Annotated in this window: 20 protein-coding genes; 18 read left to right on the plus strand and 2 right to left on the minus strand. The window is 57.1% G+C overall.

Annotated elements, in window-relative coordinates; genetic code table 11:
- The first annotated feature begins 278 nt into the window (after window positions 1–278).
- Window positions 279–1,031 (plus strand): type I methionyl aminopeptidase, encoded by a 753-nt coding sequence (map, locus tag RMSM_RS24340; protein ID WP_008702793.1) that lies wholly within the window; start codon window positions 279–281, stop codon window positions 1,029–1,031.
- 1,237 nt (window positions 1,032–2,268) lie between these two features.
- Entirely contained in the window at window positions 2,269–2,487 is a 219-nt protein-coding gene (locus tag RMSM_RS24355; protein ID WP_008702796.1) for a hypothetical protein, read from the plus strand.
- A 12-nt stretch (window positions 2,488–2,499) separates the two neighbouring features.
- Here the strand turns inward: RMSM_RS24355 and RMSM_RS24360 are convergent, their stop codons facing one another.
- Window positions 2,500–3,054, minus strand: a complete 555-nt coding sequence (locus RMSM_RS24360; protein ID WP_008702798.1) for a GNAT family N-acetyltransferase — start codon at window positions 3,052–3,054, stop codon at window positions 2,500–2,502.
- 641 nt (window positions 3,055–3,695) lie between these two features.
- On the opposite strand from RMSM_RS24360, the gene RMSM_RS24365 reads away from it, so the two are divergent.
- Genes RMSM_RS24365 through RMSM_RS24395 form a run of 7 tightly spaced genes read left to right on the plus strand, consistent with a single transcriptional unit; the run spans window position 3,696 to window position 9,049 of the window.
- Window positions 3,696–4,301: a hypothetical protein gene (locus RMSM_RS24365; protein WP_008702801.1), complete on the plus strand. Its 606-nt coding sequence runs from the start codon at window positions 3,696–3,698 to the stop codon at window positions 4,299–4,301.
- A 2-nt stretch (window positions 4,302–4,303) separates the two neighbouring features.
- Window positions 4,304–5,107, plus strand: a complete 804-nt coding sequence (locus RMSM_RS24370; protein WP_160168364.1) for a hypothetical protein — start codon at window positions 4,304–4,306, stop codon at window positions 5,105–5,107.
- Entirely contained in the window at window positions 5,094–5,879 is a 786-nt protein-coding gene (locus RMSM_RS24375; protein WP_008702804.1) for a hypothetical protein, read from the plus strand. Before RMSM_RS24370 ends, RMSM_RS24375 begins: the two co-directional genes overlap by 14 nt.
- A gap of 6 nt (window positions 5,880–5,885) precedes the next feature.
- A complete protein-coding gene (locus RMSM_RS24380; RefSeq protein ID WP_008702806.1) occupies window positions 5,886–6,116 on the plus strand; it encodes a hypothetical protein in 231 nt (76 codons plus the stop codon).
- Window positions 6,117–6,398, plus strand: a complete 282-nt coding sequence (locus RMSM_RS24385; protein ID WP_008702807.1) for a hypothetical protein — start codon at window positions 6,117–6,119, stop codon at window positions 6,396–6,398.
- A gap of 21 nt (window positions 6,399–6,419) precedes the next feature.
- Window positions 6,420–7,043 carry a hypothetical protein gene (locus RMSM_RS24390; RefSeq protein ID WP_008702809.1) on the plus strand — a complete coding sequence of 208 codons (624 nt, stop codon included), beginning with the start codon at window positions 6,420–6,422 and terminating at the stop codon, window positions 7,041–7,043.
- Window positions 7,037–9,049 (plus strand): terminase gpA endonuclease subunit, encoded by a 2,013-nt coding sequence (locus RMSM_RS24395; protein ID WP_008702812.1) that lies wholly within the window; start codon window positions 7,037–7,039, stop codon window positions 9,047–9,049. The genes RMSM_RS24390 and RMSM_RS24395 overlap by 7 nt, the downstream gene beginning before the upstream one ends.
- Here the strand turns inward: RMSM_RS24395 and RMSM_RS24400 are convergent.
- On the minus strand, window positions 9,046–9,462 hold the full coding sequence (locus RMSM_RS24400; protein ID WP_008702814.1) for a hypothetical protein: 417 nt from the start codon (window positions 9,460–9,462) through the stop codon (window positions 9,046–9,048). The genes RMSM_RS24395 and RMSM_RS24400 overlap by 4 nt on opposite strands.
- Before the next feature lie 40 nt (window positions 9,463–9,502).
- Between RMSM_RS24400 and RMSM_RS24405 the strand changes: the two genes are divergently transcribed.
- The 9 genes from RMSM_RS24405 to RMSM_RS24445 form a co-directional block, all read left to right on the plus strand.
- Entirely contained in the window at window positions 9,503–9,886 is a 384-nt protein-coding gene (locus RMSM_RS24405; protein WP_040769263.1) for a hypothetical protein, read from the plus strand.
- 3 nt (window positions 9,887–9,889) lie between these two features.
- The gene (locus RMSM_RS24410) at window positions 9,890–11,434 is read left to right on the plus strand and encodes a phage portal protein (RefSeq protein WP_008702817.1); all 1,545 of its coding nucleotides are present in this window, start codon (window positions 9,890–9,892) and stop codon (window positions 11,432–11,434) included.
- Window positions 11,435–11,450: 16 nt separating this feature from the next.
- Window positions 11,451–13,817: a phage major capsid protein gene (locus tag RMSM_RS24415; RefSeq protein ID WP_008702819.1), complete on the plus strand. Its 2,367-nt coding sequence runs from the start codon at window positions 11,451–11,453 to the stop codon at window positions 13,815–13,817.
- A 98-nt stretch (window positions 13,818–13,915) separates the two neighbouring features.
- Window positions 13,916–14,458, plus strand: a complete 543-nt coding sequence (locus RMSM_RS24420) for a hypothetical protein (RefSeq protein ID WP_008702821.1) — start codon at window positions 13,916–13,918, stop codon at window positions 14,456–14,458.
- 61 nt (window positions 14,459–14,519) lie between these two features.
- Window positions 14,520–14,858 (plus strand): DUF2190 family protein, encoded by a 339-nt coding sequence (locus RMSM_RS24425; RefSeq protein ID WP_008702824.1) that lies wholly within the window; start codon window positions 14,520–14,522, stop codon window positions 14,856–14,858.
- Between the two features lie 69 nt (window positions 14,859–14,927).
- Window positions 14,928–15,275 carry a hypothetical protein gene (locus RMSM_RS24430; protein WP_008702826.1) on the plus strand — a complete coding sequence of 116 codons (348 nt, stop codon included), beginning with the start codon at window positions 14,928–14,930 and terminating at the stop codon, window positions 15,273–15,275.
- An 84-nt stretch (window positions 15,276–15,359) separates the two neighbouring features.
- Window positions 15,360–15,872, plus strand: coding sequence for a hypothetical protein (locus RMSM_RS24435; RefSeq protein WP_144057924.1), 513 nt, complete (start codon window positions 15,360–15,362; stop codon window positions 15,870–15,872).
- On the plus strand, window positions 15,872–16,402 hold the full coding sequence (locus RMSM_RS24440; RefSeq protein ID WP_008702830.1) for a hypothetical protein: 531 nt from the start codon (window positions 15,872–15,874) through the stop codon (window positions 16,400–16,402). The genes RMSM_RS24435 and RMSM_RS24440 overlap by 1 nt, the downstream gene beginning before the upstream one ends.
- Window positions 16,403–16,505: 103 nt before the next feature.
- The coding region (locus RMSM_RS24445) for a hypothetical protein (protein ID WP_008702832.1) at window positions 16,506–17,167 on the plus strand (662 nt) is incomplete at its 3' end.

The raw sequence follows: 17,167 nt of genomic DNA on the forward strand, positions 1-17,167 counted from the left end.
GATATAGGCATCCGTTTTGTCTGCCCTTTCCGGTTTCCCTAGCACCGATCCGAGTGTACGTCGCTGTCGTTTCAAAAAAAGTGGTTTGCGTCGCCGCCGGAGGTCGAAGAAATGGATGTGCGACCCCCAAAAATCAACATCTAAGAACTGCGAACGTGGGAAACTTTCCTAATCGATGGCACGCCGGTTGAGCGTCCTCGGATTGGACTCGCTATACTCGCCGTCAAACAAGAATCCCCGTTTCGTCAGCCGACGATGAATAGAGCGAAGGTAAAAATATGACCGTAGAAAGCCAGCGTGACGTCGACGGGGTTCTGAAGGCCGGACGCGTTGTCGCTTCCGTGCGCGACGCCATGCTGAGCGCAGTCGAACCGGGAATGACGACCGCTGAACTGGATCGGATCGGAGATGCAATGCTGGATCGCTTCGGAGCGAAATCGGCGCCCCGAGTCACTTATGACTTCCCCGGCGCAACCTGCATCAGCGTCAATGAAGAGGCCGCGCATGGTATTCCAGGTCAGCGAATGATCAAGGCGGGGGATATTGTGAACGTTGATGTATCCGCCGAGCTTGGCGGCTACTTTGCGGATACGGGTGGTACGGTCGTTGTCCCGCCTGTTGCAAGAATGAAAGCGAGATTGTGTCATGCCACTCAGTTGGCTTTGAAATCCGCGCTAGCCGTAACCCGAGCCGGAGCTCCAATAAACCGAATCGGGAAAGTCATCCAGCGTACGGCAACAACCCATGGGTTCAAGGTGATCAAGAATCTTGCCGGCCATGGAATCGGGCGCAGTCTACATGAAGAGCCTGAGGGTATCGTCAGCTCCTATGATCGGTTCGATACCCGCCGACTACAACTCGGTCAAGTCGTCGCGATTGAGCCATTTCTTTCGACGATCAGCACTCATGTGAGCGAAGCGGTCGATGGCTGGACTCTCGTCGGTCATCCCGCGAACCTTTCCGCACAATTCGAACACACCATTATTGTGACAAGGGGCGCTCCAATCGTTGCTACACTATCTGAACATTGAGAAATAGCATCGTGGGAGCCATCCACCGATGTTGGCCGCAACACGGGGCCGGAATCCGGGGATCAAGTCGGACGCGGTTTTGCGAGTCGCAGCGAAATTCGCTTGTCGATCACTCTAAGGAAGGTCCGGCAAAAAGATATTGCGCAAAAAGATGATAGGTCGGACTGAGCCACGCATCGTCTTGCAACATCCTGTGTCTCCCTTCCTCTATTCGGTTGTGCCCAGTCCGCCGAGATTCGGCAATCAGCGCTCATTGGGTTGATTTAGAGCCGATTCCCAGAAACAGAAGTCGCCCGCCAGTGGTTACGGAGGAGCCATGGATTGGCATCCGGTGCTACCGTCTGTCGTCGCGTTGCGACTAGGGGGCGTTGCGACTAGGGGGCGTTGCAAATTGCGAAGCAATGGCATGATGCAGCCACGGACGCAAGTCCGTGGTATCGGAGGCAAAACGACTCGGCAAGTCGCAACGCGACGACAGGTGTCTCCGGCGCGACCGTTAATGCGAAGATGAACTCCGCATCAAATCACCCAACGCCCGAAGTACCCGATTGCGCATTTCGCAAAAAAATGGAACGACACAAATAATATTGAGGTTAGACCGTAACGTTGATCTCCTGCCGTCGCTTCGCGACTTTTTGGGGTTTAGGATCACGCTTCACCCCGGATTGGCATCCGGGGCTAGCGTCTGTCGTCGCGTTGCGACGTAGCTGTCAGTTGTCGCTCCGACCGGGGCAAGCCCGGCGGAAGCGGTAGGAGCTTTACTGACCGCAACGCGGTCGGACAACACAGCGACGAGGTCGCGCAGCGTTACCTCGGGGACGGTTACACGTCCATGGGGATGGCAGAATAATGACTGGGCAAAATGATTTCCAAGCTGGAGATGCTTTGGTCTTCAATCATTTTGCCAATTTTCGGTGTAGGCCGGTCAGGTCTTCGCCATCCGTCGACAAACCGGAACAGCCGTAAGCTAAGCATTGCATGCTTGGTTCACACCGTATCGCAGCGTCGCATTCTCGCGGCGGCCCTGGATCGTGTTTCCCCTCCAAACTGCGAATCGCGAAAAGGTGGATTCCCCGTCATCATCCAGCTCGTTGAGCTAGATACGCCTCTATTGATCGGTGCGTCGACGTCGGGCGATTCGTCGTTTTTGCTATTGACGATTTCGCAGCGTTAGCAGACTAGCCTATCATGGCTTTATGATGATGATCGGACTGACACCTATTGGATTGCATCTCGCATGACTGATCGCACGAACGATGAACCGCCCGCACTGCGTCGGGCTCAGTTCTCATTGCGTTTCCTATTTAAATCGACGACCTATTGCGGCATGCTAATGTATTGGATGTGGCGTACCTGGGATCACCTGGGAATCGGGATCTTAGTGTTGGTCCTGATGGCACCGTTTATTTTCTTCGCCGAGATTGTGGATTACCTGTTGAGCGTCAAACGCTCGTGACGCCACCCCAACTCACGTCCACGTACATCGTTGACCGTCGCGTTGCGACGGGTGATCATCGTTCAAGACGGTAGAGAGGACGGCGTCGTGCCATTGTGTACCGAGCCGGAGTCGTTGCCGCAAAATGGCCTCGCGTACTGCGCCCGCTTTTTCCGCGACACGTTGGCTCGCCCGATTTTCGATCGCTGTCAAAATCTCGATGCGATGAAGCCCTTGTTCGCGAAACGCCCAATCGCACGCCAGACGAATCGTTTGGGTTGCGACACCCTGTCCTGCATAACGAGTGCGAACCCAGTAGCCGAGTTCCGCGTTGCCATTGAGTAGGTCCAATTGGTGGAAGCCACAGGTGCCAAGCAACTTATCGTGCGGATCGACAATCACAAAGCTCCATTGCTGGTTCTGCTGCCATGCTTCGGAGCGGCTGTTCACCCAAGTCTCGGCGTCAGCGCGACCGTAGTCTGCATGGCACCATGACATCCACGGCGTCAACTCACGCTTGGACTCCAACACAGCCTCGAGTACCGCATCGGTATCCGAGGTTCGGTATTGCCGAATTCTGACACGCATCGTTCAGTCCGCACAAAAAGTCGAGGGCTGAAATGGGGATCGCTTGCCCTGGGCATTTTTTGGAAATCGTAGCGGCCATGTTTCCGGCGCAGAGGCAAGTAAACGATGTTTACCAACAGAGCCAGCACGGCGGGGGATCTCCCCCAACCCATTCCGCAAACGCGGCAGCTGAACAGTTCAGAGTGCCCCCGCCACGGCTTGTCTCGGCTCAATAGCGGCCGCAGGGAGCTGGCCGGCAAAAAGTGGGGCCGGCAACTGTAAAGAAGAATGCAAAAGAGGCGACGGTGGGATTCGAACCCACGAATAAAGGATTTGCAAACTAATCTTTGGATTACCGTTGAGCGTGAAAAGCCCATGTTTTACGAGGTTTTGGAAGTTTCAGAACGTGCCAAAACGTACCAGATTTAAGCGGTATCGACAAGCTTTTGAGCGTATTCGAGTCAATGACTCCTCTGGGTCACAGCGGTTGCAACGGGTCCTTCCCGGCGGGGGCGGCCCGCGGGGCGTAGCCCGTTTATCGCTGCGATTTTTTGTGCACGGTGAATTTTTGGGGGTAAGTAAGTAAGCACGCACGCGGGTAACGCGGGACGCGTGTTGCGACGCGGGGACAGTGGACAGACCTCGACAAGGAATCTGTGCACATGCGAAAAATGTTGGCCCTTATCGCGTTGGTTGTTTGCTGTGGTTGCAATGAGTTGCCGCAACGTGTGACGACGCTTCCGATCAAGCGGGTGGTCGAAACGCCTGCGGCGAATCTTCCGACGTCGCTTCGTCCTTACAACTGGACCGATGCCCGTGGCTCGGGCAGCTGCGTCAATGCGTCGACGGTTTATAACTTGACGTGGTCGGCAAAGCCGGAGCTCGCTGCGTGGTGGCGAAAGAATCATGCTGGTGGCGAGACGGATACGTCGATTCGGCGATCTCATGATGCCGTCGGTTTGCGTTATTACTACACGCGGAATGCCGACCCCGAATTCTTGAAGTGGGTAACCAAGACGCGACGAAGCGCGTTGATCTGGTACTACCAATCGCACTGCGTCAACTTCGTTGGATTCCATCGGGATCCGACGCGGCCGGACGATTCCACAATGTACGCATGGCTGTGCGACAACAACAGACCGACGCGTTACATCAAGGTGCCGATTGATTCGTTTCTACGCAAATGGGCGGGATACGGCGGGTTTGGCTTGGCACTGAAAGATCCACCCGTCCCCCCTTCTCTTTTTTCGGCCACGACCCGGAGTTAATGATGCGAAGTCTGATTCTAATTTTGCTGTGTTGCGTGCTGACTGGCTGCACCGCCATGCAAGGTCCGCAGCCAGCACCGCCATATGTCGACCCGTTTGACGTTCCGCAGGCTAGCCCGCAATATCCGGCGCCTGGTTACCCAGACAACTATCCTGATCGTTGCCCGAATTGTCCTGACGGTAATTGTCCCTATCCGCAATACGGTGAAGAGCCAGCGGACTCGCTCGGCATCGAGGTGAGGAGCGATGACGACGCCGTGAGGTTGGTCAACACGCGAGCGGCCGAGGAAGTCAAAGGCGATTGCATTGATTGCCAAGAATCGCGGCCTCGGGTGGTAGTGCCAGCTCCTCGCGTGCCTACGCCGACGCGGGTTTACCCGAGCGTGCAATCACCATCGCACAGCTGGAGCAACATTCCGCTGAATCAGGGCGAAAGGTTGTTATGGGTGGGCCCCTTGGTGAGTCGCCCCAGCTATTCGCAGGTGACACGGCCTAGCCTCGCCATGCCTCGTCCGGACACGAGCGAGGGCACCCGTGTTGGCGGGACGTTCCGACGCGATCCGAACGAGCGACAAGGGGCATTTGTTTGCATGCGATGCGGACAACCTACCGTCGGACGCGATTGGCACGAAGTGTGGGCCGACGACGGCACACCGTTGACATGCGTCTGCGAACGATGTTGGGCGAGCATGTCGCCGGCGTCACGGGAATCGATCACGATGCAATATGCTCGGCGTCAATTTGGCAATTACATTTCCCCGGTGGTCACCGCCCGAATCCGCGAGGCAGCCAATGAACGACGCTAAGAAAGCCAAGATGCGTCATTGGGCGATCATGGTCGGCACCGCGGTGTTGCAGGCGTTCGCGGTTGCGAGCGCGTTCTACTTCGCGATCTATTGGGTCACGGCGGTGGCGGGGTGTGTGTTCGCATTTTGCATCGATCAACAAAACCGATCAATCATTCAATTTCGGCGATCGTTATGCTTTGTCGTATTGGCGGCAATGTGGCTTGGGCAACCGTCCACCGCGCACGCACAAACACCGCCGGACGATTCCCAAAAGTATCACGTCGTCACGGTGATTAACGATCCACCGACCGCGGCCGATGTCGCGTTGCTGCGAGCGTTCCAAACGCAGCCCCATTTGGCGGCGATCGCTCAAAAGTGTAAGCGGTTCCAATTCAAAGCGACCGATCCACTTTACCGTTCCCGGTATGCCCAAAGTTTGCCGCCGCATGCGTTACCCGTCGTCGCCTTGGTTCGCCACGATGGTGGTGTGATCTACAAGGCGAGCGGTGCGAACATTCCCGAGGCGAATACCTTGGCTCGGCAATTGATCGGCATCGCGATGACCGACCGAGCGGCACACGCCCCGCGGCTTGGCTGGCGACCGGACGGGGCGAGGTTGCCGAACGTAATTCCGGACACCGTCGTTGTGCGTCCCGAAGTCAACGTGCCACCGAACGCAATTTACAACACCGGATTCGTCGCCGTCGGCGTGATCCTTTTTCTCGCCCTTGGCGTCCTATTCGTTGTCGGATTGATCGCCGGCATCTTCCTATTGTTTCGTGGAGATTAAACACACATGATTGAATTGATCGCCGGCCTCGTCGGACTCATGTTTCTTGGCGGATTCCTATTGATCCTTGGCGTCGTCGCATTCGCCATCGCCCAAAAGGTTCGCAAGGGATCGATTGTTCCGAAGTCCACCAAACGCGCCGTCGACGAGAAAGTCGAAACGGTTTATCGCGACAAACAAGTGCGTGAAGTGTTGATGGAACTTGCCCGAGCCGAAGGTTACGACCTCGAGGGATAATTGAGCATCAACCGTCAAACCGGATGGATGGCATTACAGACTGCAGTCGCGGCAATCGCGGCTGCAGTTTCCGTTTGTTCGGCGATCAGCTCGGTGATGACCAACGACAGCCGGCGGATCGACAACGTCGAATCGGCCAATCAATACAACGAAGAAAGCCTCTCGACACTTTGCACCGAGCTCGACCAATTACGGTGGAAGCTGGCAACGCTCGAACATCGCATCGACCCGGCCGTCCCGCCTCGCCATCCCGGCCGATTTGGAAACCGACACCAAGATTAACACCACCGACAGGACACACGCGTGGCCAAACGCAAGGCGACCACAAAGCGAAAGCCTGTTGAGTCTCGCGAGGCCAAAGCGTTGCGGGCCAAGCTGGCCCAAATCAACGGCGAATCGCTCAATCGTCAACAACAACGCGACGTCGCGTGGTACGACAAAACCCAAGCCGACGAGGCGATCGCGAATTGGTGCAGTGCCGTTCCCAAGGGGGACTATTGCCGATTGTCCGGACGCCAACACAAGTTGGTCGACGATGCGGCACGGTTGTACGGTTTGCCGATCGGCGAATCGACGATTGATCTACGAATCGCGATCACAGCGCTTCACGATCTGATCGCCGCCAACGCCAACCGAATCCGCGGATCTCTCGACAGCGGTGATCGTGACGAACTCGAAGCGGAAAAGCTGCGTCAACAGATCGCCAAACTAGGGACGGAAGTCGAACGTTTGCAAATCTCGTTGGCGAAAGACCGTGGCGACGCGATCCCCCGCCAAGATTTGCGGCAAGCATTAGTTGCGATCTCGGCCGCGATGCGTGAATACGGTCGAGCGTTCGCACGGATCAGCCCCGAGGCTCGCGATTTGTGGAACGATACCTGCAACGCGATCGCCGATGAAATCGAGACGGGACGATTGAAATGGTGACCGAAACGTCATCGGCGATTCGCGAGGAATTGGCCCGGGCGTTTCGCAATTCCAAGTGTGATCCACCGCGATCGATCGTCGATTTCGTATTGAGCGACTTTGTGTTGCCCGACGGCCGAAGCAAAGGCCAACGGTTCACGTTCGCGCGTCAGCCCGTTTTGCGATTGTGGTTCGAAGCAATCGACAGCGGCCTATTCAACGAATTCGTCTTTACCGCCCCGAGTCAATTCGGCAAGACGCTCTCCGGATTCGTCGCGCCGCTGTTGTATCATCTTTGCGAGATCCAAGAAAACTACGTTCTCGGCGTACCCTACGGCGACATGGCGGCGAACAAATGGGAAGCCGACATCGATCCGGTGTTGCAAGCGTCGCCGCGGTTGCGGGGAATGCGTCCAAAACATGGATCGGGATCCAGCGGCGGTCGCGTACGCGATTCGGTCACGATGGCCCATGGCTGCATCTGCAAATTCATGAGTGCCGGTGGGCAAGACGCGGCCAAAGCCGGCTTCACTGCCCGGACGTTCGGTGTCACTGAAGCGAAAGCGTTCTCGGAACTAAAGGAGGCATCCGACGAAGCCGACGCACTCCGCCAGCTGCGAGCGCGGCAACGATCCTATCCCGAAGATGAACGGCGATCCTACGTCGAAGGAACTGTCGGTAAGAGCGATCAATTGCCATGGACATTGATGCCGCTTTCGACGCGGTCGCGGATCGTATCGCCGTGCCCGCATTGTGCGGAACACATCTCGTGCGAACGCGAAGATCTGCACGGGTGGCCAGACGCTAAGAGTGAAGCGGAAGCGAAAGCCAACGCCTATTTTGCCTGTCCCGAATGCGGTGAAAAGATCACCGAACGCCAGCGTGCCGAGGCGTTAAAGAATGCGGTGCTGCTTCACTATGGCCAGACGATCGACAAGACGGGACGTATCCACGGTAAACCACCAACGTCGCGGCGGTTGTGGTTCCGATGTACCGCTTGGCACAACATGTTCTTGGGTGCTGGCGACATCGCTGTCGATGAATGGCGAGCGACCCAATTGACCGAGAATTCGCCCGAGCAACAATCGGCCGAGCGTGAGTTGTGTCAATTCGTATGGTGCATCCCTTGGGATCCGCCCAAATTGGACACCGACATCGAACTCGACAAAGTTACGATCAGCAACCGGCGATTGTCGTTGCCGCGTGGAACGGTACCCGAAGACACTGTGCGAGTCACCGTCGGAACCGACATGGGAATGCGGACCGGGTGGTATTTGCAATTGGCGACTCGTGCGAACGGATCGAGACACATTTGCGATTACGATTGTTTCGACGTCCCCTCGCACGCGATGAAGTTGGACGAGGCAGTCAAAGTCGCGCTAAACGATTTGCACAAACACCTTTCGTCCGGCGTGATCTTTCCCGACGGCCGTGTCATTGTTCCAGGGGAACGTTGGTACGACGCGGGCTATCGGCCGACGCCCGTGTTGGAATTTGTCTACAGCCATTCCGGTGGCAACTACAACGGCGCCGATGTGGCGGCGTATGGACGTGGAGCAACGGCGATTCAAAAAGGAACGTTCACGTTGCCCAACGGCAAATCGACTAAGGTGCGGCAAATTGGCGACGATCGATTGTGGTTCATGGAAAGGGAGCGTGGGCAATCACATTTAAAACTCTACTGGGACAGCGACAGCACCAAGTATGAAGTCATGCAAATGTTGACATTGCCCGAGACCGAACCGGGATCGATCACACTCTATAGCGGCGTCGCCAAGATTCACGACCGCTTGGCCAGGCACTTGACCAACGAGCCGTTGACGACGGTGGTCAATTCGCTCGGTGTCGAAAAGCAAATGTTCGTCAGAAAAGGCGCCAACCACTTGCTCGATTGTTTGGCAATGGCGATTCGAGCGGACAGCCGTTTGGCGTGGCGTATCGAGAACACGATGTTGCGGGCCTCTTCGGGGGATGGACACGAATGGTACGACGAAGATCGTCGACAGGATTGGTACGACGAAACCTAACGCATCGCGGCGCATGCCGGGCATGGGCGGAGGGTTGTTTTGCCGTGTTCGGGGCATCGGTACGGTGGCACCGTTTCGAAACCGACTTCGTCCACTGAATCGACCATCGATTTTCGACGCTTCATCACGATGCGGTGCACCGCCGATTTACTCATGCCGGCCGATTTTGCCGCTAAGCGAATCGGCAACCCATCATCTTGGACCGCGATTAACGCTCGCTCGCGTGACTCGGCGGTGTGATGGCAATTGCGCGAGCGGATCTTGCGCTCGCGGCAATAGGATAACAGCCATGAATAAGAGACCAGCGGGGCGACAGCCAACGGCCGAATGAATTCGCCTTGTTCGGTGCGATGCCGCAATTCCGCTTCCAACGCCAGGTCGACAATCGCGACCATCAAAGCCGTTTCGCTCAAGTGTGGGGTCCCTCTATACGCGGCACCACATCGAATCGTCTTGGTTCGACCAGTCTTGGCCATCACTCCGTTCGTCCCGCGTTGCAACGCGGGACGCCATGCCGCACAGCGTCAGTGTATCGGCATGAGTGACGAAAGTGCAACCAATCCCATCGACCAAATCAATGCCGCAATGGGCGATGCGATCTCGGCCCAAGAGGCGGGGAATTTCGCGGTCGCCGAGCGGCGTGCTCGCACTGCATGGATGTTGATCGCTTCGCTTCCCGACAGCGAATTGCGGGACGAACGGTTGCGATGGAAACCGGAGTCGATCGAGCCAATCGTCAAAGAATTAGCTAAACGAGCACAAGTCTCCGGATCGTCAAGCGACCAATCCCATGGGGCGGTGTTTCGCCAAGTCGACATCGAATATCAACGAGGCTAGGACGTGCTGCAGCGACTACGCACCATGCTCGGATTGGCGGCCGCGTCGGCCGTTACCGGGGAAACCGAATCGCGAACGCACTTTCGCAAATCGTGGACGGCATCGCGATTCGATTCGTCGATCGTCGACGACCCTGAACGGTCGGGCCAAGTTTGGTACAGCCCGGACTACGCCGCTCGCGGTGAATTTGAATCGGCCGACACCAACCGATTGAACTCGGCTCATTGGTCCGCCGCGCGTGACACCCCCATCAACGACGATTTGGCTGACCGTTTGCCCACGATGCGGACTCGGTCGAACCACGAAGCGTGGAACAATACCGCGATCGAGGGGCTGATTCTTCAGCATTCTATCGCGGTCGCGGGCGACAACGGTCCGCTGCTCGATTTGCAAGCCGAAGACGAGATCGGCGACACGTGGTGCGAAGCCGCGGAAAAGGTGTGGGAAGATTGGTGCGAGTACTCCGACGCCGCCGGCCAACTTTCGCTTGCCGCACGGATGAAGAATTTTTGGAACCGCGGTTGTTGGACCAACGGCGAATGGTTCGATCAATTCGTTTATCCGTCCGACGTCGACACGCCGATCAAGTTGCGGCTGCACGCGGTCGAGCCCCAGCGGATCCAAACGCCGATGACGGAAGCGGGCAACCCCGACATCACACTCGGCATCAAACGCGACTCGCTTCGTCGCCCGAAAGAGTATTGGGTTGCCAACGATTGGTACGGTTTCAACGGGGGCAAATGGTACACGGCCGATGGATTCATGCACGGGTATGAACAACTCGAGGTGGGACAAGCACGCGGTGTGCCGTGGGCCCAATCGGGATTGCCGACGGCGGCCGATTTGCGTGACTACGACGATCAAGTCATGGACGCGGCTCGCGCGGCGGCTGACATGGCGATCGTGCTGCAAACCAAACATCCCGACGCACCCTATGTCGAATCGAAAGCATCGGTGCCGTTTCGTCGTCGCCGGATGACGCACGTCGCCCCGGGGTGGGAGGCGGCCCAGCTGCAGCCGCACCAACCGACCGCTCAATACAAAGATCATCGTCACGAGCGGATGGGGGATCTTGGTCGCGGCAAAGGTGTCCCGTCGATGGTCACGCGTTTGGACGCACGCGAGCACAACTATTCGTCGGCTCGGTTTGATCGTGGTTTGTTGCACGAATCGGCCAAGCACGTTCGAACGACCCTTTACAACCCCAAGTTAAAAGTGCTTGTGATGCGGGTGTTGAGCGAAGCCATCTTGGTTGGCGTCTTGCCCCCGCCGCCATGTCGCTTCGGTGTTGAACAAATTTGGCCGGCGATGCCGCAAGTCGACGAGGACAAGTCGAGTCGAGCGGAAAATCGCTACCTCGGCAATGGCACGCTTAGCTATTCCGCGGCGTGTGCCGAGCGTCATGGCCGCCGCGCCAACGATGTGATCCGGATTCGTCAACGCGACGCTAATCGATTGGCCGCGGCCGGTTTGCCAAGCGTCGCGGAATCGGTCGGCACCGCACAGAAAAGCGAGTCGAGCGATCAGCCGCAAACCGATAAATCGTAACCCCAACGAGGCTCCGATGCCCCAATCTGATTTAATTGACCTGCATGACATCACCCATGGCCATCGCGATGACATGAACCACGACGAGGTGATCACGCGTGCCGCGGTGATCGTGCCTAAGTCGTTGGACGAAGAAAACCGCAGCGTCAATTGTGTATTGACGACCGAAGATCCGGTACGCGTTTACGATTGGCGGTCGGGCAAAATCGTGCTCGAAACGTTGGTGGTCGCCGGATGTGAATTCGAGGACCAAACGCCGCTGCTTCGTGACCACCGACAATACGACGTCGAAGCGATCCTCGGAAGCGTCACCGAACATGCCGCCAAAAGCGACGAATTGGTCGGGTTGGTTACGTTTGGTGATGATCTGGACGACAAAGCCGAAGCGATTTGGCGTCGTGTCAAGCAAGGTCACTTGCGTCGCGTTTCGGTGGGATACGACTACACGGTCAACGATTACATCACGATCACTGCGGGCGAATCGCAAGTGATCGACGGGCGAACGTTCAAAGCACCCAAGGATTACGATTTGCGTGTTGTGCGTCGTTGGCGTTTGCGTGAAGTGTCGGTAGTGGTGATTCCGGCGGACAAACGCGCCCAAATGCGGAGCGACAGTGGCAAACAACGCGGGACACTCGCAAACGATTCGCAAAGCTCAATCACTGAACCGACCGAACGTCAAACCACGACACCCCGCAACGGATCTGACACAGTGAACGAATTGCTTCGCTTTCTCCGCTCTCATGGACTTTCCAGCGAAACCACGTTGGCGGACAATGCGGCCGCGTTTGCTTGGGCCAAGTCCAATCTCGACAAATCACACTTCAAGGCGTTGCACGATCTTGTCGCCAAACACTCGATCGATGGATTTGTCGAATCTGATTTTCCGATCCCGTCGCGGTCGACAACCACAACGCCGACGACCATTCCCCCAAACAACGACCCGAACAATGGCCCGTCGATCGAAGATGGCATCCGCCAGGAGCGTGAACGCCAAGCCGCGATCCGCAGTTTGGCCGACGAACATCCGCTCGTGCCCCAAGACGTTGTGCAACGTTGTCTCGACAACGGAACCTCGGTTGCCGACGCGTCGACCGAATTCTTGAAAGCACTCCGCAGCACGGGTGCCGACTCCGTTGCGCCGGTCCCCAGCGGTGCCCCCGGCGGCCACGTCCGCGGCGGTATCACGCTGCAATCGCTGCAAGCCGGGTTGTTGGCACGATGTGGCATCGAGCCTGACCATGTCGCGTTGCGTTCGCCAGCGGCCGAAGGTGTGTTCGGCAAACGAGGATTCGAACTTGGTTGGTTACGAGGTGCGGCTCGATCCGGTCAAGCACGCGACCAAGTCGAAGCGGCGTTCGATGCGGCACGCAATCAACAGCTGGCTGGCGGATCGTTCGTGCGATTCTGTGAAGCGTTGATCGAATTGAGCGGCGAACGAGCGTCATGGAATGATGACGACATTCTCGAACGAGCATTTTCCAACGGCAATTTTAGTGCATTGTTCGGATCGGTGGTGCACATGATGATGGTTGCCGGGTTTGCCGAGACCCCGTCGACGTACCAAGAGTTTTGCCGGCAAAAGGATGTTCCCGACTTCCGCCCCAACAAGGAAGCGTATGCCAACGGCGTTGGCCGCTTGAAAAAGCAAGGGATGAACGGCGGCAAAGCGGCGCTGTTGAACATCGACGATCCGACGGTTGCGCAAGTGGCGGCCGAGCGGTACGCGGGGATGTTGGTCGTCAGCGATCAGGTGATCATCAACGACTCGTTCGACGTGGTCGACACGTTGCCTCGCGAGATTGGAGTTTCCGCGCGTCAAATCCCCGGTGATTTGGCGTGGTCGTTGTTGCTCGGCAATCCGAACCTTTCCGATGGTAGCCCATTGTTCGTCGACGGCACCAACTACATCACCGATGGCGCGATGACCGAAGATGGGCTCAATTCCGCCAGCACGTTGCTAAAAAACAAGAAGATCGGCAACAAGCGGATCGTCGTCAGCGAAAGCACGTTGTTCCACGGCACGACGTTGTCGATGAAAGCCAAAAAGGTGATCACGTCAACGACGTCATCCGATGGCACCGATAACGTGATGAAAAACAGTTATCGACGCGTTGAAGACAATGTGATCGACCTTGGATGTGCGAATCCGGCGGACGAAGACAAAGAAATCGCTGGCAAGCCGAACACTTATTTCGTCAATGGTGAACCCAAACGCTCGATCGTGATGGCGTGGCGACGCGGCACCAATCGTGGTCCCGTCACACGTTCTGGCCGGTTGCCGGTGGGCGAGTTCGGCACCGCGTGGGACGTTCTTGTCGACGTCGGTGTTGCAGCCGCCACCCGGACCGGTATCGTGCGAGTCGATGTCGCCGAGGTGTAAACACAAGTCAACCTGTGAGAAAGGGGCGGCGGAGATCACGTTTATGTGGCTCCGCCGCCCCGCCTGCGTACCCATCTTTCCCGTTTGACGAGTGGCCCATGTCTGAATTAATCATCATCGCCGCCGCCCCCATCCGCTTGGACCGTGATGTCGCTGGCGGTGAAATGCTCGCGACCGTCGAAACCGATTTGACCGAGCGACAGCTAGCTGGCCTCGGGACTCGATCCGGTTTGAAGTTGGATTCGCGAGACGTCGACGGTGTTCGTGAGATCGATATTCTCGATGCGAACCAACGGCCGTTGGCGAGGATCACGACCGAGCATTCGCTGGCGACGTTGTTTGTAATGTTGCGACAAGGCCAAGCGGTGGTGAAGTCGGACTCGATCGAGGAATCCGACGACGACAATTCGCACGATGAAGGTCAATCGCCGAGCGATGATTTCGCCGCCGTTTTGAGAGCAGCCAAAGCGAGCAAGCGAACGATTGAGTTGCTTGCCGAAAATGGCGTGATCGGAATCGCCAAAGCCCAATTGTTCCTCGCCGAGCACGAGGGCAGTTTTGAATCGATCGACGGTATTGGCGAAAAGACCAACGAAGCGTTGCTCGAGGCGCTCGCCGAGATCAACGCGATTGCGACGTAGCACCGCGACCAACCATCGCCCCCTTTCCACGTTCACCCTCTGAATCACGAAGAATTCGCAAATGAACATCCGACACATTGATGGTCGCTATCCCTTCGCCGCCGAAGCCGCCTACGACCCCGGTGACGTGCTCGTTCGTCCCGACGGATCGCTAGCATTGTTTGACGGCATGCAAAGCTGTGCGATCGGCGATCGGATCGATCCGTTGCCGCTAAAGGCACCGATGACCGTCGATGTCGGGAAAAAAACGACCGACACATTTGCCAAAGCAGCCAACGTGTATTGGGATGCTACCAACGAAGAGGTGACGTCGACATCGACCGGCAACACATTGATCGGGACGTCGATCGAAGTGGCGGGATCGGGAACGACGAAATTGCACGTCGCGATCACGCTGTAAAAAGTCGCTTTCGTTTAAGCCGTTGTTGCTCAGCACCGAATCCGGTGCGGTTACGCAAGGATTGAATTCATGAGCTACTTTGCGAATCTCTTTCGCGGTCATATCGCTGCGGCTCATCAATCCTTTTTCGCGACGTCGGTCCAGATCACCGAGCCCGGCAGCTCGGCCGAGTCGACCTCCGCGGTCGTGCACAACACTCGCATCGTCACCCGATCGACTGCGACCGGTACGGTCACGGTCGCAACCCGTCGATGCCGATTCACGCAATTGGAATCGGTGCGAGACGACTCGGTCGTGACGATTGATTCGATACCGTGGATGATCGAGGAAATGCTTGCCACGGAGACGCCGGGAACCGAGGTCACGTTGGTGCGAACGCTGAAAAACGAAGTCGCTCGCGATCATTACCGACGATAGATTCCCAACGCGGGACGTGATGGAACGATTGGTGATCATCGCATCCATCGGATCATTGGTTTCGCGTCACTTACGGATTGCATCGTGCCACTCTTAAACGCCCTCGATCGTGCCCGCGACATGTTGGCGGCCACCGCGGTATGGCAAGAGATCGCGGATGCATCGCACATTTATTACGACGCGTTACCGCCGGCATCGCCGGGGCCCGACTACACCCGCACTCAGATCGAAAACCTGAGACCGCTGGCGATTCTGTGGCACGAAGTGAATGGCGGCTTTCGCCTGGCGGTTGCGACCGCCGATGCGTGCACACCGATCGCCAGCGGTCGAATGGTCATTCAAATCGAATTGAATGTGCCCGCCGAGCATGCCGACAATCCAACCGCCGTCGGCCGCTGGGTGATGGATTTGATCGGTCGGTTGATTCGCAGCTATGATACCAACTCGCCTGGGCTATGGGAATTGTCGAACAGGCCCGGCTATTTGCCGTTAGTGTCGATCGACGTGGACGCCTACATTCGCACATCGAAAAAAGAAGTCATCGCCCTCGGTGATGCGGTCGTGTTCGATCTGACGTTGACGTGGGGCCATCAGTGATGACCGCTCGTAGCATCGCCGCCACACGTGGCTATTTGGCCATCGGGATCCGCGATCGTGGACCGATCGAGCATGGATTGAAAAAGGCGTACAACGAAGCGTCCAAAAAGGCTTGGGCCGCGACGGCCATCTATTTCCACGAACATCTACGTGAAAGGCGGTTCACGCCCGAGCATGCCCAAGCGGCTGGCTACCATGCTCGAAAAGGTGAACAACTTGATCGTAATTCTAAAGCGTTTCACAAATCGTATTACGGTCGGAAGCTGAATAGCAAATTCGGCGGCGGCCGCGGTGTTGCCAATCCGTTGATGTGGACCGGCGACACGTTTCGCAAGATGAAGCAAGCGTCGATCACATCGACCAGCAAACGCGGCCGAGTCGCATACCGCGGCGGATCAAAATTCTCGTTCCGTCATCCTCGCAGCCGCATCCGCATGCACGACGAATTCCGTCGATTGCTCGCCTCCGAGATCCAAGAGCTCGCCCGCGTGTACGACACGCATCTCGATCGCCAGTGGGATCAATCCTAGCAAGTTACGGGGTCGGCCGAACGCGGGACACGGCACGCGTTGGAATTCAATTGGCACTTTCGCCATAACGCCACCGATCATCGAATCTTGGGAGATTCCGTCCATGGGTCTGCAATCCGCCTACACGTGCAAACTTGGCGACACTGTTCTCGCGGGGATCAGCACGCTCGACACGGCGACTAATCCCGAGGTGCAATCGGACGTCGGCATTGGATCACCGTTCCCACAATTCGCGGCGGTCGTTGGCGTTAAACCGCGTGTGCTTTTCCAATCGCGGGCGATCGCGTCGGTTTTAGCCGTCACCGGCACCACTGGTTCGGCGGCATTCAGCGATCTTTCGAAATTCGTCGCCTATTGGGCCGATCTTGTCGACGGGGTGATCTCGACGACGGGGACATCGTATTCGATGAATCGTGGTGTCTTGGTGCCCAGGCGATTGCAATGCAGCCATCGACAAGACGCGGTGCTCGATCTCGAAGCGGTATCGCATAGCGAAGATGGCGCGGCCGATCCGTTGACGGTGGCCACCGAAGCGACGTTGCCGGCGATCGTCCAAGACAATATCCGTCACACGCTCAAAAGTGCGACCATCGGTGGCATCGACCTGGGATGCATCACCGACGTATCGATCGACTTTGGCATCAATGTCGACACGCTCGGGTGTAAGAGCGACATTTTCGACAAGCACATCAGCAAGGATCAAGGCATCACGTCAGTGATCAACATCACCACGTTGGAATCGGGATTGCTTGCCGGATCCGGAAT

Source organism: Rhodopirellula maiorica SM1, assembly GCF_000346295.1.
GTDB lineage: Bacteria > Planctomycetota > Planctomycetia > Pirellulales > Pirellulaceae > Novipirellula > Novipirellula maiorica.